This window comes from Ruminococcus sp. NATIVEDY161, assembly GCF_045819895.1.
Classification (GTDB): Bacteria; Bacillota; Clostridia; order Oscillospirales; family Acutalibacteraceae; genus Ruminococcoides.
On the sequence record NZ_CP162392.1, the window covers coordinates 344,152 to 365,913 of the forward strand.

At 44.2% G+C, this 21,762-nt stretch carries 22 protein-coding genes, 1 pseudogene and 1 riboswitch; of the genes and pseudogenes, 11 read left to right on the top strand and 12 right to left on the bottom strand.

Annotated elements, in window-relative coordinates; genetic code table 11:
• Positions 1–46 precede the first annotated feature (46 nt).
• The 4 genes from tet(W) to dnaG all read right to left on the bottom strand — a co-directional run bounded on the left by tet(W) (position 47) and on the right by dnaG (position 5,910).
• Positions 47–1,966 (bottom strand): tetracycline resistance ribosomal protection protein Tet(W), encoded by a 1,920-nt coding sequence (tet(W), locus tag AB1I50_RS01635; protein ID WP_002586627.1) that lies wholly within the window; start codon positions 1,964–1,966, stop codon positions 47–49.
• Positions 1,967–2,642: 676 nt separating this feature from the next.
• On the bottom strand, positions 2,643–3,023 hold the full coding sequence (locus AB1I50_RS01640) for a metallopeptidase family protein (protein ID WP_407724469.1): 381 nt from the start codon (positions 3,021–3,023) through the stop codon (positions 2,643–2,645).
• A 17-nt stretch (positions 3,024–3,040) separates the two neighbouring features.
• Positions 3,041–4,138, bottom strand: a complete 1,098-nt coding sequence (rpoD, locus tag AB1I50_RS01645; RefSeq protein WP_407724470.1) for an RNA polymerase sigma factor RpoD — start codon at positions 4,136–4,138, stop codon at positions 3,041–3,043.
• Between the two features lie 5 nt (positions 4,139–4,143).
• The gene (gene dnaG, locus AB1I50_RS01650; protein ID WP_407724471.1) at positions 4,144–5,910 is read right to left on the bottom strand and encodes a DNA primase; all 1,767 of its coding nucleotides are present in this window, start codon (positions 5,908–5,910) and stop codon (positions 4,144–4,146) included.
• A gap of 259 nt (positions 5,911–6,169) precedes the next feature.
• Between dnaG and AB1I50_RS01655 the strand changes: the two genes are divergently transcribed.
• On the top strand, positions 6,170–7,213 hold the full coding sequence (locus AB1I50_RS01655; protein WP_407723232.1) for an IS30 family transposase: 1,044 nt from the start codon (positions 6,170–6,172) through the stop codon (positions 7,211–7,213).
• 134 nt (positions 7,214–7,347) lie between these two features.
• Here AB1I50_RS01655 and AB1I50_RS01660 read toward each other — a convergent pair whose 3' ends face one another.
• From AB1I50_RS01660 to AB1I50_RS01675, 4 genes are all read right to left on the bottom strand, one after another.
• The gene (locus AB1I50_RS01660; RefSeq protein WP_407724472.1) at positions 7,348–7,977 is read right to left on the bottom strand and encodes a YigZ family protein; all 630 of its coding nucleotides are present in this window, start codon (positions 7,975–7,977) and stop codon (positions 7,348–7,350) included.
• A 57-nt stretch (positions 7,978–8,034) separates the two neighbouring features.
• Positions 8,035–8,238: a 50S ribosomal protein L31 gene (rpmE, locus tag AB1I50_RS01665; RefSeq protein ID WP_407724473.1), complete on the bottom strand. Its 204-nt coding sequence runs from the start codon at positions 8,236–8,238 to the stop codon at positions 8,035–8,037.
• Positions 8,239–8,342: 104 nt separating this feature from the next.
• Positions 8,343–10,286 carry a threonine--tRNA ligase gene (gene thrS, locus AB1I50_RS01670; RefSeq protein ID WP_407724474.1) on the bottom strand — a complete coding sequence of 648 codons (1,944 nt, stop codon included), beginning with the start codon at positions 10,284–10,286 and terminating at the stop codon, positions 8,343–8,345.
• Positions 10,287–10,609: 323 nt separating this feature from the next.
• Entirely contained in the window at positions 10,610–12,109 is a 1,500-nt protein-coding gene (locus tag AB1I50_RS01675) for a hypothetical protein (protein WP_407724475.1), read from the bottom strand.
• Between the two features lie 120 nt (positions 12,110–12,229).
• Between AB1I50_RS01675 and AB1I50_RS01680 the strand changes: the two genes are divergently transcribed.
• The 10 genes and pseudogenes from AB1I50_RS01680 (at position 12,230) to AB1I50_RS01725 (ending at position 19,164) form a co-directional block, all read left to right on the top strand.
• Positions 12,230–12,820: a hypothetical protein gene (locus AB1I50_RS01680; RefSeq protein ID WP_407724476.1), complete on the top strand. Its 591-nt coding sequence runs from the start codon at positions 12,230–12,232 to the stop codon at positions 12,818–12,820.
• Positions 12,821–12,836: 16 nt separating this feature from the next.
• A riboswitch (TPP riboswitch) is annotated at positions 12,837–12,931 on the top strand.
• A gap of 56 nt (positions 12,932–12,987) precedes the next feature.
• Positions 12,988–13,284, top strand: coding sequence for a thiamine-binding protein (locus tag AB1I50_RS01685; RefSeq protein WP_407724477.1), 297 nt, complete (start codon positions 12,988–12,990; stop codon positions 13,282–13,284).
• Positions 13,253–14,023: an ABC transporter permease gene (locus tag AB1I50_RS01690; RefSeq protein WP_407724478.1), complete on the top strand. Its 771-nt coding sequence runs from the start codon at positions 13,253–13,255 to the stop codon at positions 14,021–14,023. The genes AB1I50_RS01685 and AB1I50_RS01690 overlap by 32 nt, the downstream gene beginning before the upstream one ends.
• Before the next feature lie 25 nt (positions 14,024–14,048).
• Positions 14,049–15,065 carry an ABC transporter substrate-binding protein gene (locus AB1I50_RS01695; protein WP_407724479.1) on the top strand — a complete coding sequence of 339 codons (1,017 nt, stop codon included), beginning with the start codon at positions 14,049–14,051 and terminating at the stop codon, positions 15,063–15,065.
• Between the two features lie 2 nt (positions 15,066–15,067).
• Positions 15,068–15,814, top strand: a complete 747-nt coding sequence (locus tag AB1I50_RS01700; RefSeq protein ID WP_407724480.1) for an ABC transporter ATP-binding protein — start codon at positions 15,068–15,070, stop codon at positions 15,812–15,814.
• Positions 15,815–15,970: 156 nt separating this feature from the next.
• The gene (locus AB1I50_RS01705) at positions 15,971–16,174 is read left to right on the top strand and encodes a spore coat associated protein CotJA (RefSeq protein WP_407724481.1); all 204 of its coding nucleotides are present in this window, start codon (positions 15,971–15,973) and stop codon (positions 16,172–16,174) included.
• Entirely contained in the window at positions 16,167–16,421 is a 255-nt protein-coding gene (locus AB1I50_RS01710) for a spore coat protein CotJB (RefSeq protein ID WP_407724482.1), read from the top strand. The genes AB1I50_RS01705 and AB1I50_RS01710 overlap by 8 nt, the downstream gene beginning before the upstream one ends.
• Positions 16,421–16,831 (top strand): annotated as a pseudogene (locus AB1I50_RS01715) (manganese catalase family protein); the annotation flags it as partial. The gene AB1I50_RS01710 and the pseudogene AB1I50_RS01715, both read left to right, overlap by 1 nt.
• 414 nt (positions 16,832–17,245) lie before the next feature.
• On the top strand, positions 17,246–18,346 hold the full coding sequence (locus AB1I50_RS01720; protein ID WP_407724483.1) for a hypothetical protein: 1,101 nt from the start codon (positions 17,246–17,248) through the stop codon (positions 18,344–18,346).
• A 290-nt stretch (positions 18,347–18,636) separates the two neighbouring features.
• The gene (locus tag AB1I50_RS01725) at positions 18,637–19,164 is read left to right on the top strand and encodes a hypothetical protein (RefSeq protein WP_407724484.1); all 528 of its coding nucleotides are present in this window, start codon (positions 18,637–18,639) and stop codon (positions 19,162–19,164) included.
• Between the two features lie 118 nt (positions 19,165–19,282).
• Here AB1I50_RS01725 and AB1I50_RS01730 read toward each other — a convergent pair whose 3' ends face one another.
• The 4 genes from AB1I50_RS01730 to AB1I50_RS01745 form a co-directional block, all read right to left on the bottom strand.
• Positions 19,283–19,786, bottom strand: coding sequence for a J domain-containing protein (locus AB1I50_RS01730; protein WP_407724485.1), 504 nt, complete (start codon positions 19,784–19,786; stop codon positions 19,283–19,285).
• The gene (locus AB1I50_RS01735) at positions 19,783–20,115 is read right to left on the bottom strand and encodes a DUF3846 domain-containing protein (protein WP_407724486.1); all 333 of its coding nucleotides are present in this window, start codon (positions 20,113–20,115) and stop codon (positions 19,783–19,785) included. The genes AB1I50_RS01730 and AB1I50_RS01735 overlap by 4 nt, the downstream gene beginning before the upstream one ends.
• A gap of 496 nt (positions 20,116–20,611) precedes the next feature.
• The gene (locus AB1I50_RS01740; RefSeq protein ID WP_407724487.1) at positions 20,612–20,917 is read right to left on the bottom strand and encodes a hypothetical protein; all 306 of its coding nucleotides are present in this window, start codon (positions 20,915–20,917) and stop codon (positions 20,612–20,614) included.
• A 68-nt stretch (positions 20,918–20,985) separates the two neighbouring features.
• A complete protein-coding gene (locus AB1I50_RS01745) occupies positions 20,986–21,477 on the bottom strand; it encodes a hypothetical protein (protein WP_407724488.1) in 492 nt (163 codons plus the stop codon).
• Positions 21,478–21,762 lie beyond the last annotated feature (285 nt).

Here is a 21,762-nt window from a genome sequence, read left to right on the forward strand (position 1 = left end):
TTCGGCACATTCTTCTGATTGTTGCCGTCTTGACGATTATGTATCTTTACATTACCTTCTGAAACATATGGCGCACCTTGTCCAGGCGGCTGTTTGGACGGCGGGGCTGGATGACCGGCTGACCGACAGCGGCCTGATATCCTTTCAGCTCTGTAAGGCATACGCTCCGCCCGTTGGTGTAAAAGGCCAGATCAGTACGGTATGCCTGTATACAGCGGGCGGGAATCTCGCCAGTAAAGACAACTTCATCCTTTTTTACCTGGGCCGTTTCGATGGTGGCACAGTATTTCGGTGCATCATGATAAGCCCTGGAAAGGTATTCCTGGGGCGCATAGAGGATGAAGGAGAGATAAGGTTCCAGCAGCTGCGTCCCCGATTCCTTCAATGCCTGTTCCAATACAATCGGGGCCAATGAGCGGAAGTCCGCCGGCGTGCTGACCGGACTGTAATAAAGCCCGTATTCAAAGCAAATCTTACAGTCCGTTACGTTCCAGCCGAACAAGCCCTGCTCCAGCCCGTAACGGATACCATCCCTGACAGCGTTTTGAAAACTCTGGTTCAAGTATCCCAGCGAAACCCGGCTCTCGTATTGTACACCGGAGCCAAGCGAGAGTGGTGTAACAGACAGTCCTATGGATGCCCAAAACGGGTTGGGCGGCACCTCGATATGGATGGTGTGGCTGGCTGCTTTGAGCGGCCGCTCCATATAAATGACGGAGGGTTCCTTTACCACTGTTTCAAGCTTGTATTTTTCCGACAGCAAAGCGGAAACAACCTCCAACTGCACCCGGCCCAAAAAAGAAAGAATGATCTCATGGGTGATGGAATCCACTTCGCAACGCAAAAGCGGGTCAGTATCCGCAAGTTGCGTAAGAGCGTCCAGCAGCCGTTCTCTTTGCGCTGCCGTTTTCGGCGCAATCGTCGTCCGCAGCATGGGGAGGGGGTCCTCGCGCCACCTTTTACGAGGGAGCCGGGTTTGGTCCCCTAATACATCGTTTAACCTCACGCTGTCGCTGGGAAGGATAACAATTTCACCCTGATAAGCGGTGTCTGTCCGAACAATTTCCCCTTTGGATGGAATACGCATCTCTGTGATTTTCAGCTTTTCTCTCCCGGCCAGGGCCACCGTATCCCGCAGGCGCAGCGTTCCGCTGTATAACCGTAGATAGACACGCCGCTGGCCGCAATCGGTGTACTCAACCTTGAAAACGCTGCCGCATAGGGCGGCGCCCCCCTGTTCCCCAATCGGTTGGAACAGCCCTGTCACCGCATCCATCAACGGTTGAATGCCAAGGCCATTTTTGGCGCTGCCATGATAGACTGGGAACAGGGAGGCGTCTTGAACCCGCTGCTGTTCCTCCCGCGCAAGTTTTTCCCGGCTGATTGGTTCTCCTGCGATATACTTTTCCAATAATTCATCGTTATTTTCGATGACCGCATCCCATGCTTCTATGTCGGTATTTTCCTCCAGGACTATTTCCGGGGACAGCGACACCGTCTGCTTGATGATAATATCGGCGGAGAGCTTATCCCGAACAGACTGAACCACGCTCTGCAAATCAACGCCAGCCTGGTCGATCTTGTTGATAAAGATAACGGTGGGAATGTTCATTTTCCGCAGGGCATGGAACAGAATACGGGTCTGGGCCTGCACGCCATCTTTAGCGGAGATCACCAAGATGGCCCCATCTAAAACAGCCAAAGAGCGGTACACCTCCGCCAAAAAATCCATGTGGCCGGGCGTATCCACAATGTTAACTTTACATCTGTGCCACTGGAAGGAAGTGACTGCCGCTTGAATGGTAATCCCACGCTGCCGCTCCAAAAACATGGTGTCCGTCCTCGTTGTCCCTTTTTCGACGCTCCCCGGTTCTGAAATGGCTCCGCTGGCATATAGCAGGCTCTCCGTCAAGGTCGTCTTTCCAGCGTCTACATGGGCAAGAATTCCAATATTGATTATTTTCATGTGATTGTCCTCCCTTTACAGCCCCAAAGGGCATAAAAATCCCCAGCAGTAAAATACTTTTACCACTGGGGATTATAAGTTGCGGACATACACATATACAGCATACACCTGTTTGTGATTGCTGTTTTTGGGGATATGTCAAAATTGATAAGGCAAAAGTATTCTTAAATTGGGTACAAAAAACTAAGCCCCTACAAAAGGAGCTATCATAATCCTTTGTTCCCACTATTTGATTATAGTTTTATTTAAGAATACCTTGCCGCATATTTTTTACTCCTTTTCTGGATTAAATCATTGTATCACATCAGTTTTAGGAAAGCAAGTACCTAAAAGAAATTTTTCTTCCCCTTATATGTAACAATCATACCGGCTTCCTAGCGTTCAGAATGTTTTCTGCTGTCTGCTGTGGTGTTTGGTTGGAATTGTCCAACCAAAAGCCGATCCGTGGTGTTGTCTGCATTTTACTAAATACAAATTCAATGTATACAGAAAGATATAAGGAGTGGGAGGGATTCCGCCGTAGTTGGCATTGTAGGAAAATCCAAAAGTTTAGATTTTCCCACAATGCTTATCTTTTGGTCTTTGGTTCGGAATAGTGTAGTGCTGGCGGTCTATCTCTTGTTTTCGGTTGCTTGCTTCCTTACCGTACATGAGCATTATCACAAGGGTTAAATTCTCACTTAGGCTGAACGCCGTTTCTTTTTAAGTAGTCCAAAATTTGCTCGTCGTCCATAATTCCGAGGTCATCGCAGCCTGCGAGGTGCTCGTTATGATGCCTTAATTCATGGCGCAGAATACGGTCGAGTTCTTTTCGAAGCCGCTCTTTGTCGGCGTTACCGTATACTCTGGCGATAGAGCCGTAGTAAAAGACAATCGCGTTTCCGAGCGAATTGCGTATGTACTCCGCCATAATAAACAAGTCATTGTGCAGTGCTGCGGGATGAACCTTTAACTGAGGTAAAAGCGATATTCCGCAGTTGAGCTCGCGGTAAAGCTCATAAGGCATAGAATCCGCAATTTCGTCGAGCAGTTCGGCACATTCTTCAAAATTAATCATAATTCTAAAAAGGAATATTAATAATCGAGGTAGTCCTTAAGCTTGCGGCTGCGTGAGGGATGGCGGAGCTTGCGCAGAGCCTTTGCCTCAATCTGGCGGATACGCTCACGGGTTACGTTGAATTCCTTGCCTACTTCTTCAAGGGTACGGCTTCTGCCGTCCTCAAGACCGAAGCGTAGTCTGAGCACCTTTTCCTCACGCGGAGTGAGTGTTGAGAGAACGTCTGAGAGCTGTTCTCTGAGCATAGTGTGCGAAGCCGCGTCTGCCGGAGCAGGAGCGTCGTTATCGGGAATAAAGTCACCGAGATGGCTGTCCTCCTCCTCACCGATAGGAGTTTCAAGAGAAACAGGCTCCTGAGCTACACGCATAATTTCGCGCACCTTGTCAACGGGCATATCTATTTCCTCGGCAATTTCGTCGGGAGAAGGCTCGTGACCGTTCTGGTGAAGGAGCTGGGACTGAACCTTTTTAACCTTGTTGATGGTTTCTACCATATGAACGGGAATTCTGATTGTACGCGCCTGGTCGGCAATTGCCCTTGTAATCGCCTGGCGAATCCACCATGTGGCGTAGGTTGAGAACTTGAAGCCCTTGGTATAGTCGAACTTTTCAACCGCCTTGATAAGACCGAGGTTACCCTCCTGGATAAGGTCGAGGAACTGCATTCCTCTGCCGAGGTAGCGCTTTGCAATACTTACAACAAGTCGTAGGTTTGCTTCGCTGAGGCGCTGTTTTGCCTGAACGTCGCCGTCGGAAATGCGGATTGCAAGCTCAACCTCCTCCTCGGAAGTAAGGAGCGGAACACGTCCGATTTCTTTAAGATAAACCTTTACAGGGTCGTCGATCGTGATGTTCTGCTCGGTGGACGAACCGCCGCCGTTTTCCTCCTTGGATTCTTCATATGAAAGCTCGATATCGTCAATTTTAATCTCGCCCATATCCTCGACAATCTCGATACCCTGAGCTTCGATTGCGTCATAGAGCTTTTCGAGCTTTTCGGGTTCGAAGTCGAGTTCGCCGATAGCGTCGAGAATATCTTGGTTTGTAATGGAGCCCTTCTGTTTTCCGAGGTCGATAAGCTCCTTTAAGATTGATTTTTTATCCTGCTGAGCCATTTAAATCATCCTTTCTTTTCCCTTAACTTGTTGAGCCTGTTGAGCATATCGTCATTCGACATATCGGAAGAATTTCCGATTTTTGCCTTTTGGCTCTCATCTAAAATTAAATCTATGTACTCGTCAAGCGCATTTTTTGTTTCAGGAACAGAAACGCGCCCATTTACCATTTTATAATAATAATTTCGCTCGTCCTCGGTAAAGTCCGCCGTTATATTGTTGGCAGGCTCGTAGCCGTTATTTATGCGTTCGGTAAAATATTCATAGTATCGGCGCATAAGCGAATTTTGAAAATCCTCAGGCTTTAGCCTTTTTGATATATAACCTGCGGAATCCTGATGCTTTACCAAATAGACAATTAATTTTTCTTCTGCAGAGGATGAACGCGGCTTTTTTTGATGCTCGGTGTTAAACTTATCTCCCCTGCCCGCCATATTATCGCGGATTTCGCGGAACTCTTTTTTGGAATTATCACGGTTTTTGCGGCGAATGTTGGAGTTCACCTGTCGTTTGAAGGCTTCTTTGTCAACGCCGAATTCCTTGCAGATTTTTGAGGTGTAGACGTCGCGCTCAACCTCGCCGCTTATTGTGGCAATCAGCCTTGTCGCGGCGTTTAGGAAGCCGACCATACCCTCGCTTGTTTCGGTGTTGTACTCGCCTTTGAGCTTTTGCAGGCGGTATTCAACGTCGTTTCCGCTTTTTTCGATTATATCACGGAAAGCCGCAGGACCATCAACGCCCTTTGACTTGATGAACTCGTCGGGATCCTTGCCGTTCGGAATATTGAGAACTCTTATGTTAAGCCCTGCGTTCCTGAGCAGAGGAATTGCCCTTGCGGTAGCTTTTTGACCTGCCTCGTCTGCGTCGTAGCAGATTATTACTTCATCGGCGTAGCGCTTCATAAGCACAGCCTGCTCGGTTGTGAGCGCAGTTCCGAGGGTTGCCACGGCGTTTTGGAAGCCTGCCTGATTAACCGCGATGACGTCCATATAGCCCTCGCAGAGTATCAGGGTACGTGAGCCTGAATTTTTTGCGTTGTTGAGCGAAAACAAATTTTCGCTTTTCTTAAACACAGGCGTGTCCGAGGTATTGAGGTATTTCGGCTTTTGGTCGGTCATTATTCGACCGCCAAAGGCGATTACGTTGCCGCGAAGGTCGATTATCGGGAACATCACGCGGTTAGTAAATCGGTCGTAAATGCCCTTGCCGTTTCTCCTCTGTACCGCGAGGTTGGCGGCTACAAGCTCGCTGTCCTTAAATCCCTTGGACTTAAGGTGCTTGCAGAGCGATGACCAGTTATCATCAGCAAAGCCGAGCCCGAAATGGCGGATTGTGCTGTCCGCTAACATTCGCGAGCGAAAATAGTCAAGACCTGCCCTGCCGTTTTCGGAAATAAGAGTTTTATAATAAAACCTCGCCGCCTCGCGGTTGGCCTCATATACTCTTTTCCTCAGGCGGCTTAGACTGTCGTCATAGCCGTCCTCAGGCATATCCAATCCTGCGCGCTGGGCAAGGTACTTTACGGCTTCGACGTAGTCGAGATTTTCAATCTTCATTATAAAAGAGATTACGTCGCCCGAAGCTCCGCAGCCGAAGCAGTAAAAGGAATCGGTCTCGGTATAAATATTAAAGGACGGGGTTTTCTCGCCGTGGAACGGACAAAGTCCGACCATATTTCTGCCGCGCTTTTTTAGGCTTACGTAGGTCGAAATTACTTCTGTAATGTCGTTGCGCAGCTTAAGCTCCTGAATAAAGCTTTCGGGAATAGCCAAGAAAAACCCTCCTTCCAATAAAGCTAAATTTGCCTTTGGCAAGCTAAATTCGCTATTGAGAACTTAAATACGATTACACGCATTTTTTGTTCTCCGATATCTTTTTACGAAAAATAATATTTTATTCCTCTATTTATTTAAAACTTTTTTTATTCGCGCGTTGTAAAATGAAGTTGAAACAATAAAATAAAAGAGTCCACAGCGACGATTCTGTAGTAGAATTGAGTTACCACACACCAATTCGAAAGGAATCATCACTATGGACAATTCCAATTGTAACACGGAGCACAAGAAATTTCAACACATAACATCAGAAGAACGACACGAAATAGAGGTTCGACTTAAAGACGGTTGGTCAATTTATGCTATCGCCAAACACCTTGGCAGACCATACAATACCATCAGAAATGAAGTTGAACGAGGTACTGTATATTTGTATAACGGTAAGGTTGCGAGATATAAAGCAGATAAGGGTAAGGAAGTTTACCTTGAACGTCGCAAAAACAGCCGCAGAAATATCAATTGTCTTGAAGTGGTCGGTTTTCTTCAGTATGTTGAAAAGAAATTCCGTGAAGAAGGCTGGTCGCTTGATGCTTGCGTAGGTTACGCCAAAGCAAATCATCTGTATACTGATAAACAAATGGTTTGCACGAAAACGCTGTACAACTACGTTGATTTAGGTTTGCTAAATATCAAAAATATAGATTTACCTGAAAAGCTAAAGCGTAACACCAAAGGAAACCGAATCCGAGAAAACAAGCGAAATCTCGGCAACAGTATTGAAATGCGACCTGATGATGTTGATACTCGTGAAGAATTCGGTCATTGGGAGATTGACAGCGTTATCGGCAGAAAAACAGAGGGTGAATCTCAGGTAATGACAATAGTTGAGCGTAAGCATCGTGAATCAATATGGCTGAAAATAAGAGATCATTCTGCTGAAGCTATAGACGAAGCTCTATCCGGGTTAATTGAGCAATTCGGAGATAAATATAACGAAGTGTTCAAGAGCATAACCGGAGATAACGGATCTGAGTTTGCCAATCTTTCTCAGGTTGAATCAAAAGGGATTTCAGTGTACTTTACTCATCCGTATTCTTCCTATGAGAAAGGAACAAATGAATGTCACAACAAAATGCTTCGCAGATTTATTCCAAAAGGGAAGAGCATAGATGACTACAGTGCTGATGATATCCTCTTTTTTGCTGACAAAATCAACAATCTGCCCAGAAAGATACTCGGGTATCATACTCCGGAGGAACTCTTTGAGCAGGAACTCGACAGGATATACAGGGCAGCTTGAGCCGCGCCGTCGTGAGTTTCTCTCACTCGTCGCTACGCTCCTCCCTCAATAAACTCACGACATTCTACTACAAACGTTAAATTTGTTTCAACTTGCTATTGCAATTTGCGAACTTTTTTTATTCTTAATTTTATTTAAATTTCCGTCATAAAATACTGCTCGCTGTCAGAAACTGCCTGTACCACGCCGGAGGTTAAGTCGGCAAGCTTTTTGTTTAAGGCAGGCAAACCGTCTGGTTTTATGTGGAATTTGAGCTTTACGTCGGTTTCGAACACGGAATCGTCGATTACTCCGCCGTTATCGGGGATTAACGAGGAGATTTTGCCGTACTGGTTATACGTGCAGGTAAGCGAACAGACAAGGCAGTTTTGCATTAAGACTACCTGACCTGCTTCAAGCGCGATTTTTGAGCCCTGGGAATAAGCGCGTACCAATCCGCCCGTGCCGAGCAAAACACCGCCAAAGTAGCGCGTTACCACAACGCATACGTCGTAAACCTCGTTCTTTGTGATAACGTCGAGCACCGGCATTCCTGCCGTACCCGAGGGCTCTCCGTCGTCGCTGTAACGCTTTATATTGCCCTCTCTGAGCGAATAAGCGTAAACATTATGCCGCGCGTCCCAGTGCTTTGAACGGATAGAATTTATAAATTCCGTAGCCTCTGCCTCGGTCTTAACGGGCTTAACATAGCCGATAAACCGCGAGCGTTTCTCGGTGAATTCATCGCTTGATTCTATTTTGACTGTTTTGTAGTCTGTGTTCATAGTTACCCCGATAAATGAAAACAAGGCGACACGTTCGTGCCGCCTGTGTAAAAGTCATTATTTCTCAATATTGAAACGTCTTTTGAATCTGTCAACACGTCCGCCTGTATCAACAAGCTTCTGCTTTCCTGTGTAGAAAGGATGACACTTAGAGCAAATTTCAACACGGATGTCTTTTCTGGTTGAACCTGTCTCAATAACATTACCGCAAGCACAAGTGATTGTGGTCTGCTCATACTTAGGATGGATTCCTTCTTTCATTCTTTTCACCTACTTCTTTACACAAATAACAGATAGATTATACTACATTTAATTGTAAAATGCAAGTATTTTTTTAATTTTTTTAATATTTTGCCTGAATTTACTTATTTAATCGCCTTTGTGTTGATTTCTTCCTCTGCCATGGCGATGAATTCTTCAAGCTTCATAGCGCCGAGGTCGCCCTCTTTGCGGTGACGGACAGATACTGTGCCTGCCTCAACGTCCTTATCGCCCACAATGAACATATAAGGTACTTTTTCAAGCTGGGCTTCACGGATTTTGTAGCCGATTTTCTCGTTTCTGCCGTCGACCTCAACGCGCATACCCTTTGCTTCGAGCGCCTTTTTGACCTCGTAAACATAGTCGAGGTGTCTGTCGGCAACCGCGAGAAGCTTAACCTGAGTAGGTGCGAGCCAGAGCGGGAACGCTCCGGCGTACTTTTCGATAAGAAGTGCCAGGGTCCTCTCGTAACAGCCGATTGATGTGCGGTGAATGATGAACGGATGCTTTTTAACACCATCCTTATCAACGTACTCCATACCGAACTTCTCGGCAATCATCGGGTCAATCTGAATTGTGATGAGAGTATCCTCTTTGCCGAATACGTTCTTAATCTGGATATCGAGCTTAGGACCGTAGAAGGCAGCCTCACCGATACCAACCTTGTAATCAATTCCGAGGTGGTCGAGGATTTTGCCCATCATACCCTGAACTTCATCCCACTCTTCCTGAGTGCCGATGTACTTTTCACAGTCGTTAGGATCCCACTGCGAGAAGCGGTAGCTTACATCCTCGTAAAGACCGACTGTCTTAAGCATAAAGGTTGCAAGCTCTACGCACTGCTTGAACTCGTCCTCGAGCTGTTCGGGAGTACACATAAGGTGTCCCTCTGAGATTGTAAACTGGCGAACGCGGATAAGTCCGTGCATTTCACCGGAAGCCTCGTTGCGGAAAAGTGTTGAAGTTTCGTTATATCTGAGCGGTAAATCGCGGTATGAACGCTGCTGATTGAGGTAAGCCTGATACTGGAACGGGCATGTCATAGGTCTGAGCGCGTAAACATCGTCGTCATTGTCGGGATCGCCGAGAATAAACATTCCCTCCTTGTAGTGATCCCAGTGACCGCTGATTTTGTAAAGGTCGCTCTTAGCCATAAACGGAGTTTTTGTCAGCAGCCAGCCGCGCTTTTGCTCCTCGTCCTCTACAAAACGCTGTAAAAGCTGAATTACTCTTGCGCCCTTGGGGAGCAAAATCGGAAGTCCCTGGCCGATATAATCAACGGTTGTGAAGAAGCCAAGCTCTCTGCCGATTTTGTTGTGGTCGCGCTTTTTTGCCTCTTCAAGCTGTTTTAAATGTTCCTCGAGCATTGAAGCCTTGGGGAACGCCGTACCGTAAACACGGCAGAGCTGAGCTTTACTTGCGTCGCCGCGCCAGTAAGCGCCTGTGCAGTTTGTAAGCTCAACCGCCTTGATTGCGGATACGCTCATAAGGTGAGGGCCTGCGCAGAGGTCTGTGAAGTCGCCCTGCTTGTAAAAGCTGATGTTCTCGCCCTTGTCTGTATGCTCCTTGGCAAGCTCAACCTTATAGGGCTCGCCCATATCCTCCAAAAGCTTAATAGCTTCGTCGGGAGCAAGCTCGAAACGCTCTATTTCAAAACCTGATTTTACAATCTTCTTCATCTCAGCCTTAATCTTCTGCAAATCTTCGGCTGAAAAGGGCTTTTCAACGTCAAAATCATAGTAAAAGCCGTTGTCGATTGCGGGACCGATCGCGCACTTTGCGTTGGGATAAAGTCTTTTAACCGCCTGTGCGAGCACGTGTGAAGCGGAATGCCAAAATGCGTGCTTGCCGTCTGAATCGTCAAAGGTCAAAAGCTCAACCTTACAATCCTTTTCAAGCGGAGTGCGGAGGTCGCACACTACGCCGTCTACGCTTGCGGCGCATACGGACTTGTAAAGTCCCATTCCTATTGATTTTGCGATTTCGGCGGGAGAAATTCCGTTTTCGAATTCCTTAACGACTCCGCCTTTGAGTTCAACGTTAATCATATACATTCTCCTTATATAAAATAATTGATTATAAAAACAAAAAGCCCCAATGCCCTTGCGAGCATTGGGACGAATAAATCGTGGTTCCACCCAAATTCAGTGTAAAACACTCTTAATTAAGCCTTAACGCGGCGAACGCCGTGCCATTTCCTGCACGGACTCAAAGGTGGTAGAGTACAAGACCGAATACGGCGCTTTCAGCATTTGCACCGCTCTCTGCAGACGGTTGATTGTAATCCGTGTCCTTATCAACGTTCTTTATTATTTAATAATATAACACCGCAAAATGCGAATGTCAAGTTAAAATTTAAAGTAAAATTTTCTTACTCCGACTTGTTGTCGAGCTCCTGCAAAAGCTTGTCAATCTCGCTGAGTCTCGCCTTTTCTTTAGCTTCCTGCTCGGCGTCCTCAGTGGTTTTTACTCTCTCGACAGGGGTTTCGGGAATCTCGATATCGGCAGTATCTTCGATTTTCTTTTCGGAAAGTCTTCTGAGCTCTTCTTCAAGCTCCGAGGTCTGAGAAGGCTTTTCAGCCTTTGCTTTGGGTTCGGGCTTGGGCTCGGGAGCAAAGTGCTTTGCTGTTACGGGTTTGGAAATTTCAGGCTCGGTTACAACAGGCTCTTCAAACTCAGGCTCGGTAACAACGGGCTCGGTTTCGGTCTTTGCTTCTTCAACGACCTCTTCCTTAACCTCTTCGGCATCCTCTTTTACTTCGGGCTGAGCAGCTTCCCCGGCAGGAGCTTCATCCTGCTTTTTGGAGAAAAAGCCTTTCTTTTTCTTCTTGGGCTTTTCGGGCTCAGCTTCAACCTCAGTTTTCTCGGCAGGCTTCTGCTCGGGATTAAAGCCGATGATAAAATCATCCATACCCATTGCCGATGAATAATAGTCGTCGGAAGGATCAACGTTGGGCTCGGTTGATGAAGAACTGTTTGAAAATACGAGGTCGTCATATCCCTCGGTGTCGATATACTTTTCCTCTTCCTCGGTGTTGTCGGGCTCGGGGAGCGATTCTACAACCTCGAGCTCGTCCTTGGTGTAGGAATTTACAAACATCTCGATAATGAAGCTGAGAGCGTACAGACCGAGAACGATATACATAGCCGCTGTGATAAACGGAATGTTGCTGATACCCTCGTGCATGGTGGTGATAATCATATACACACCGTGCGAAAGTGTAAGTGCTGCTGCAGGCAGACCGTAGATAAAGCAAGCCTTTACGGGGTTTCTGCCCTTGATTCTCGACACTACCATCGAATGTGAGAAGTAGTACAGAGTGATAAAGATGTAGCAGAACAGTCCTGTGAGGTCTGTTGCGGAAATTGAAACCTTTGTGGCGTTGAGAAACTCAAACACGAGCTCGGTACATCCCCAAAGAGCCGGAAATACATATAGAATAGAAACGCCCGAAACAGTGGATTTTCCTGTGAAATGTACCTTTGACATAATCAGGAACGCAAGTCCTGCAGGTACTGAAAAAATCGCGCTGATAACGCCCATCATAAAGTACTCGGATTCGGTGGTGATTTCAACGAGCGACATACAGGACGAAGCGATTACCGCCAAGCCTGACAAAATCGCAAAAACACCTGCGGCAAAGTTTTTCTTCACCGGGTATACGGGAGCGGTTTTTCTGTCGAAAATGTTGATAATAATACATACTATAAACAGCGCCAGCGCGATACCGATTGTGGTATAAGACAGCGCCATTCTGTCCATTCCGAGAAAATTTCCGCTCTCATCCACACCGATTACGCTCATTACTCTTAAAATGAGCATTGCGATTACGGCAGGAATAAATGGTATAATTGAAAATTTAACCTTCATATATAATCTCCGTTCTTAAAGCTTACACAGGTTATTTTATCATATTTACGTACATATACTATTTTAAGACAAACTACTTGTAATGTCAAGAATAAGTTTATAGGAGAATTAATTTTTTAAGTGAAAAGCAGAATTGCGGCAATTATTTGCCTGCTTATACTGATGGCGCTTATTCCTGCGGCGGTTGTCGGAATGAGCGGAAACAATGTAAAAATGACGTCCTCTACTCCCGATACGGCAGTGAAAAGCGATGATAAAAGCCAAACAGTGATAAACACAGCCGTTAGCTTGTGCGGAAAAGATTTTTGCGACGAAGCTCTTAAAGCGGCTTTGATAATCGCGGAGAGTAATTACTTGTCGGGAACGAAAATGAAAACAAACGATAATAGTTCTGATAAAGAATTATATAATCGGGTTGAACGGATTTATAATTCTAATAACGAAATATATTTTACATACAACGAAAAGGCAGTCTATATTCCCTGCTCCCCTTGCTCAAACGGAAAAACGGTAAAAAGCGATAAATACGAATATCTGTCTTCGGTCGCTTCGCCTTGGGATATTGATTGCACTTCATATTCTATTGATAATAAGTGCGAAGGCGTGAGTATATACGGAGTGAATTACCTTTGCGAAAAAGGGTATTCCGCCGAAAATTCACTCGAATATTATCTTCCCAAGTTAAAAATTGTTGACAAACGGATAAATTAGTTGTAATCTTAATACAGAAATAACACAGGGGTGCTTGCAATTGCAGGCTGAGATTATACCCTATTACCTGATTCGGATAATGCCGACGTAGGAAGCTTGTTTATCATGTTTATTTAGCACTACGCCCAGGCGTGGTGCTTTTATTATTTACGAAAGGAAGTAATTTTATGAACGCAAGCGTAGCTATTCAGACCTTGCCCGAGGCAAAAAATGATGATGAGCTTATCAGAATTGTAGACGAGGTTATCGCCTACATCAAGAGCACAGGACTTAAGTGCTATGTTGGCCCGTTTGAGACCGCCATTGAGGGCGATTACGACGAGCTTATGGATATCGTCAAGGAGTGCCAGCATATTGCCATCAGAGCAGGCGCACCGTCCGTTTTGGCGTATATTAAGGTTGACTACAGACCTGAGGGAGATGTGCTGACCATTGAGAAAAAAGTTACAAAGCACCACGTATAAGTACCTTTTCCCCGTAGCCGCGATTTTTATTCTGCTTATAATTTGGCAGGTTGTAAGTATGACCGGACTTGTTCCGAACTTTATGCTGCCTTCGCCTGTTGACGTTGTAAAGGCGTTTATAAGCGATTTTCCGCTGCTGTTACAACACTCGCTTTCGACAATGTTTGAGACGGTTGTCGGACTTTTAATCGGAATAATCACCGGCTTTTTTACGGCTTTGCTTATGGACAGGTTTGAGCTTGTCAGGCGTTCGCTGTATCCGCTGATTGTGCTGACTCAGACAGTTCCGACGGTTGCAATTGCGCCGCTTTTGGTACTGTGGTTCGGCTATGAGGCGCTGCCTAAAATCATTTTGGTTGTAATCGTAGTGTTCTTCCCCATCGCGGTCAGTCTGCTCGACGGCTTTATGTCGGCGGACAAGGACACAATTAACCTTATGCGGTCGATGGGAGCGAACAAGCTTCAGATTTACCGTTACGTTAAATTTCCCGGAGCGCTTGGCAGCTTTTTTTCGAGCCTGAAAATTTCGGTATCGTACGCGGTTGTATCCGCGGTAATTTCCGAATGGCTCGGCGGTTTTAACGGTCTCGGTGTGTATATGACGAGGGTTAAAAAGGCTTATTCATATGACAAAATGTTCGCGGTTATCTTTTTGATTTCCATTCTCAGTCTTATATTGATGAGGCTTGTCAGTGTTATTCAGAAAAAGAGTATGCCGTGGGATAAAAGTAAAAAATAAAGAAGTAAAAAGGAGTAATCATTTTATGAAAAAGAGAATTCTGTCGTTTGTTCTGGCGCTTGCTATGATTTGCCTTGTTGCAGCAGGCTGCAACGGCGGAGAGAAAAAGAGCGAAGCTCAGAGCAGTGAAGCTAAGGAAAAGACAAAAATCACCTTTGTGCTCGACTGGACGCCGAACACCAATCACACTGGACTTTATGTAGCTCAGACAAACGGTTATTTTGAGAATGAAGGTCTTGAGGTTGAGATCGTTCAGCCTCCCGAGGACGGTGCTGAGGCACTTGTAGGCTCAGGCAAGGCACAGTTCTGCGTAAGCTTTCAGGACAGTATGATCCCCGCGATTGTCGGAGACAGCGCTATGCCGCTGCAAGCCGTTGCTGCTTTGATTCAGCACAACACCTCTGGTATCATCTCGCGCAAGGGCGAGGGTATGGACAAGCCCAAGGGACTTGAAGGCAAAAAATACGCTACATGGGATTTGCCGATTGAAAAGGCTACGCTTAAGCAGGTTATGAAGAACGACGGCGGAGATTTTGACAAGGTTCAGCTTATCCCCAGCACAGTTACCGACGAGGTTTCGGCGCTTAAGACAAAGAGCGTTGACGCTATTTGGGTTTTCTACGGCTGGGCAGGCGTTGCCGCTGAGGTTGCAAACCTACAGACCGACTACTTTGCTTTTAAGGACATTGACCCTGTATTTGACTACTACACCCCCGTTGTACTCGGTAATACAGACTGGATGAAGGCTAACCCCGACGCGACAAAGAAATTCCTCTCGGCGCTCAAGAGAGGTTATCAGTACTCTATTGACAACCCCGACGCCGCGGCGGATATTCTTCTTAAGGCAGCTCCCGAGCTCGACGAAAAGCTTGTAAAGAAGAGCCAGAGCTACCTTAGCCACGAGTATATCTCCGACGCTCCGAAGTGGGGATATATTGACGCAAAGAGATGGAACGCTTTTTACAACTGGATTAACGAAAACAAGCTCTCTACAGCTACAATCCCTGAGAACTTTGGATTTACAAACGATTATCTGGAGTAATTATGGCGTCGCTTGAAGTTAAAAACGTCTGCTTTTCCTATGACGGAAACGAAAATGTTATCGAAGATATCAACATAAAGCTGAACGAAAACGAGCTTGTCTGTCTGCTGGGCGTGAGCGGCTGCGGAAAAACCACGCTGTTTAACGTAATCTCAGGACTTAACAAACCGAACGGCGGACAGGTTATACTCGACGGCGAGGATATTACAGGCAAACCGGGTAAAATCAGCTATATGCTTCAAAAAGACCTGCTGCTCCCCTACCGTACCATTGAGGACAATGTGGCTTTGCCGCTGATTATCAAGGGTGAAAAGAAAAAGACGGCACGGCAGAAGGTCGGCAAACACTTTGCTGAGTTCGGTCTTGAGGGAACAGAAAAGAAATACCCCGGAGAGCTTTCCGGCGGTATGCGGCAGCGCGCGGCACTGCTGAGGACATATATGTTCTCTAACGGAGTTGCGCTTTTAGATGAGCCGTTCAGCGCGCTTGACGCCCTGACAAAGAGCGACATCCACCGCTGGTATCTCGACGTTATGGAGAAAATCAAGCTCTCTACCCTGTTTATCACTCACGATATCGACGAGGCGGTTTTGCTTTCCGACAGGATTTACCTGCTGTCGGGCAAGCCCGGAAGAATTACAAACGAGATTGTAATTGACGAGCCGAAGCCGAGAAACTCTGATTTTGCGCTGAGCGAAAAGTTTTTAGAGTATAAACGAAGGATAATTAACGAACTGAATAATAAATAAAGAAAGCCCGAAGCTAAGCTTGAAACTTAACTTCGGGCGTTTTTATAAAGCATATTTTTTGGCGCATATTTTTTAATTTTTTTGAAATTTCACTCTTTACCTTCTCCGTCATATTATGTAACGAGCATTGCTCACATATGTGAAAGGAGAATAGGATTGAAAAAATTATCAGATTTAATTGACGAAACCTACGGTCTTTCAAAACTGCCGGAGGACACCGTTTACGCTATGGCTTACGTGCCCTTTCAGCAGGAAAAATCCGAGGTTTATTCGGCTGACCAAGGGTATTCCCAGGGCACGATGTACCCTGCTCTGAACAAGCCGTTTTATGTCGGAATGTGCGGTGATAAGGATGACTGACAGAGAAATGCTGCTTAAGAAAATCTCGACCTACAAGTTTGCGGCTCTTGATTTACAGCTTTACCTCGACACTCACCCCGACGACGAGGACACCATTAACAAAATGAATATGTTTAAGGAAAAGGCGGCTCCGCTTGTTGAAAAGTACGAGAGAAAGTACGGCCCTCTCACCAAAAGCGAGACCGAAATGAATAACTGGAGCTGGATAAAGGCTCCGTGGCCGTGGGAAAGCGAGGATGACTGCTGATGTTTGTGTATGAAAAAAGATTACAGTATCCTGTTAATATAAAAACAACAAATCCGAAGCTTGCGAAAATCATTATTTCGCAGTACGGCGGTCCCGACGGCGAGCTCGGAGCTTCGCTTAGGTATCTTTCTCAGAGATTTACAATGCCTTTGCCCGAGCTAAAGGGAACCTTAACCGACATCGGTACCGAGGAGCTCGGACACCTTGAGATGATCGGCGCGATTGTTTATCAGCTTACAAAGAATCTGACGGTTCAGCAGATTAAAGAGGGCGGCTTTGAGGATTACTTTGTTGACCATACAACCGGAATTTATCCTCAGTCCGCTTCGGGAGCGCCGTTTACCGCGGCGTATATTCAGAGCAAGGGCGACCCGATTACCGACCTGCATGAAAACTTAGCGGCTGAGCAGGGGCTATGAAAGCACTACGTAATGTTGTATAAACCTAAACTTAACGGCACAGAGATTGATTTCCCTGTGCCGTTATTTCTTACTTTAATTTAGAAAACTGTTTTTCTTGCTTTAAAACAAAAATCGTATTGAAAAAAACTATGCGTTGTGGTAGAATAAAAGTGCTACACAAAACTAAATATATATACATCTCGTGCGAGTGTTTTTCTTCGTAAAACGCTGGCTCTGTTTTCATATGCAGAGATGTAATGAAAGTTTTGTGTAGCAGCAAATGAGCCATGACGTTTTTTGCGCAGCTCTTTTGGAGTTGCGCATTTTGATTTTATATCACAAATCAAACGCGGCTTGAAAAAGCCGTTTTACTGCGTAGGCGAGCTCAGCTATAATTTATTATTTTATAAGGAAGTGTTTATTGTGAGCAAGAAAAAGGTTAGGATTATTATAATTGCTTTAGTGGTGGTTGCCGTTGGTGTAGGTGTGTTTTTTGGTGTGAAAGCCTACAACAACTACATAACACAACAGCAAATTGAAACACGCCAAAAGGATATTGAGAGCGCTTATGCAGATTTTGAAGCAACGAGTGACAGATCGGAAAAGCTAAAAATACTTTCACAGTTCATAGAAGATAAACCGTCAACAGCAGACGAGATTTCTCTTGAAGTTGTAGAAGCGGTCGAGCCTGATTATACAGAAACGCTTGGGAAAATGAAAGCGTATTTTACAGACGATTATAATTCCGTTATTAAGAAAAATACATTTTCAGATATAGATATAAAAAGCGATAGAGAAAAACTGATTTCCGCTATTGAAAACCTATCCAAACTGAACACTACAGTAGAAGATGAAAAAGCGATTGTATTCAAATCGGATAACGGTGGTTACAAAAATATATCAGACACAATAAACGGACTGATAAAGAAATACAGAAAGATTTTTACTGATGATTATAGTGCTGTTATAAAAGCTAATACATTTGACAGCCCGGAAAAGATTGATGATAAAGATAAGCTAAATAACGCAATAACAAGTCTTACCAAGCTAAAGAAAACTGTTGAAGCTGAAAAATCTGCCGTTTACGGTAATGATGAAAAAGCTTATAATAATATCGTCGGCACAATCGACGGATTGATTTCAAAATACAAATCAAGAATTACCGCAATAGAAAAAGAAGCGGAAGCAAAAAAAGAGGCTTCCTATAGCACCGAGAATAACAACACAAGCGCTGATAATTCGGACAATCAATCATACGAAAGTAATAATTATTCGGGAAACAACTCTGATTCTTACGATTATAGTTCCGGCGATTCTGGCTCTAATAACAGCGGTTCAGGAAGTTCTAATAATTCCGGTTCTTCCGGTAATTCCGGCTCCGGTTCTGGCGGCGGATCAGGCGGATATAATCGTTGGTATAAAGATGGCGATGGAAGAATTAGTTATTTTAATGATAGTACAGGGGAAGCTTGGGATAACCAAGGAAAATCTTGGAATACTCATCAGCTTAGCGAAGATGATTAAATAAGGAGTAAAAATATATGATGTTAAGAAAACCTATTGCAGTTATTATCATTTCTATAATTGTTTTATCAATACTTTCAGCCTGTGGCAAAACAGATTCTGAGCCGACCAATTCAAGCGAAAACTCTACGATTGCAACAGAAATAACGACACAAATTGAAACACAAGAGCCAACAACAGAAGCAACGCAAGAACCGACTACGATAGAGCCAACGCAAGCTCCTACAGATGAAGAAAAAGCAGTTGATTTAACACAATCCTATACCACAAAATTTCAAGACGTAAACAGTGTGACTTATCCAAAGTTCACTTTTGACTATCCCGATAACTGGACGGTTACAAAAGAAGAAGTTACTTCCGACAGAGAGATTGTCACACTTTCCAACACCGAGGGCGCAGAGGTAACATTCTCGACCTATTTTTACGGAAAGGACTTCAATTTCAGTTATGGAGCTTCTGTTTTCGGCAGAGTTGAAGTAACGGAAGCTGACGGCTCGCAATTCGTTCCGTCAACCGTACAGGGTACAGATCATTCAGATCTCGGCGAATTTATGGTTGCAAAACTACATCAAACAGGCGTAATGTATATCACTAACGGCGATTCCAATTACAGAGATATTGACGGCGAAACGGAATACGCTGTCATACCAAAATCCGAGATCGGAACAAAGACGGAGCTTTCTGGACATTATGAGGGCGAATTCGCATTTTGGTATAACGCCTTTGTATCGTTCATCGGCAGAGATAAGGACGGTGATTTTACAGTACAAGAGCAGCAGGAAGTCATTTCGATTTTGAACAGTTTTAGATTAGCATAACAACAGCATAGGCACATTTAAAGCCGACAGTACATTAAAAGGTGTACCGTCGGCTTTCTTTATGTAACAGGGTGGGACGGTGGGAATACAGATCAAGGGAGCTTTCGCTCCCCTAACCTTATACAACAGCTTTCAACTTCTTTTCTTCCTCTTGTTTTTGGTCGTAACGCTGTGAGCCGAACATATCACGGATTTCATCAAGTGTAAAATCAACGTGGCTTTTCTTTTTGTACGGCTCGGCGTGATAATACCAAGCCTGTTTTTTATGCGCCCACTTGAATTTTAATTGTTTCAGCGTTTCCCTGTGGGGCTTTGTGTCGCCTGATACCCAAATCCATTTACCGCAAATTTCAACCTCTACGCCGACAAGCGTAATCAGCACATTAATGATATGTATAAACTCCTGCGGCGTTTCGGCGGTCTCCTGCTTTGCTGTGTAGGTCTTTCCCTCGGCGGTCTTATGTACGTCTTTCAGGCGTTCCCATAGCTTTTCAAATTCGGCTTGCATAGCTTTAAATTCCTCGCCGTCGCCCCCGACAATATCGGGGTGCAACTTCATAGCGAGCTTGCGGTATGCCTTTTTGAGTTCTTCGGCAGTTTTGCAATTCTTAAAGTATTTCATATTCTCGCTCCCTTTGCGCTGAATTTAGCTATATATTTATCAATGAGATTGTCGGGCAAACTTTCAAAGTTTTCACTTTCGCAAGGCGCATAGCAGAGGAAAAAGTCACCGCAGATATAATCACATATTCCGTTGTTACGGTTCAGCAAAAAGCGGTTCGGCATAAGTCCGTTGATTTTTCCTTCTTCGTTGCAAACTAAAGCAACTTCATCATCAAAGGGATAAATCGCCTGAATATAACCGCCGACAATGGCTTGCATACTTTCCAAATCTCCTTTGATTTCTGTTGTGTACGGCTGTGTAAATGGTTTAACAATAATTACTTTCATTTTGTTTAGCTCCTTTTCTTGAAAAATTCTATTCGGTAATTCTGAGTTGGTGGGCTTTCAAAAACCCGATATTCAGTTTTATGCAGTTATCACCTTTCCTTTCTTTTTTTCGGATATTCGTATAAATCGTCGTCGTATGGGCTTTACGGTCATATAAAAAGCGGAGAGAATGGCGAAATGTCAAGAAGCAAACAACGTGATACGCCGTAGGGCAATTCTTTACAGGCGACATTCACGGAGCATAATATGCACCTAAAGCCTATGACGGTGATTTTGAATATCCGGTCAACAGAAACAGACAAAGTGAGCATACAACGGTTAAAATATCGGGCAAAAAAATAACGCTGCGATTATTCCGCAGCGTAAAAACATTTATCTAATTGTTTTTTTTCTATTGCATTTTATATAATTTATATATTTCATAAAAAACTGCCGGAACTTCGCTCTATTATTAAGAGTAAGTTCCGACAATTTTTTTGATTTGATTCTGATTAAATTATAGATATACTGTAATAATCTTAACTAAATCCGAATAAACATCACTTAAAGAGCTAGAATAGTGTTCCATCATTTTGAAAATGAGGACTAAAACCAACTCGACCATCAAGCGACTGTTATGTTTTGCTTTTTTCAATGTCTCAACAAACAGACTTACAATACCGTCTTTGTCACGATCTTCAGCCTTGCTGAAATCTAAGAACAAAGATGAGCAAGGTACATACCCTGTCAGGTCTTCGATGTTCCAATCTGTATAATTGGAATGACAAAAATTGAATAGGTCATTTGACGCAGGATTGATCATCGTTTTTTCTCCTTTCGTAGATTTTTCATTTATTGCAAACAAATGAAATTGGTCTAAATAAACTCAATTTATTTATCCTCCAAATTAATTTTCTTAAATTCATTCTCAAAATCACAAGAGAAATCGAGCGCGTTTTTTTCGATAATCTCAAGGCACTTCAAACGAATCTCAAATTCCTCAGACGTGTTGTGATTAGTGTAAATTACAGCAGCCAAAGCCATATCGCTATTGGTGTATAAAGGAAGCGCGACGTTCATACGTTCCAGCAAAAGCTTGGTATAACGCGGTGGTAAATTTAACACCACCGCAACGCGCAAAGCCTCAAACCGAGTAATAGTTCTGCGGTCTTTAGCGGTTTTTGAGCGCACGTTTTGAAAAACACGCGGATCCATTTTTGCATCCAAAGCGACATCGTTAAGCTTCAACCGCTGTGCTTTGACAATGGCAGTCAACAAGTCGCCGTAATAGTCATTGTTTTCATCGTTAAAAACAGTCTCAAGCTTTTTGTTTTTTTGATTAGAATTATTCATTTTCTGTATAATTCTGTTAAGAATTTTCATATTATTATCCTCCAATTTTTAGCTGATTTTAAAAACATAATAAATGACGTCTTTTAAATTCTGTTTTTAAAAAATCGTATCTTTTGCGTTCTGATGATTTTTTGTGTCCAGACACAAGCTTAGCCTTCTGGCAATATACTAACACTTAAGAAATTTAAAGTCAACACAGATTCCATAAGGTATGGGATAATTCGAGGTGCAATAAAACGCAATATAATATTGACGGTAAGTGCAAATAATTGATATTTTCTGCACTTGTATTTTCTTGTTTAATTGCAAAGTCGA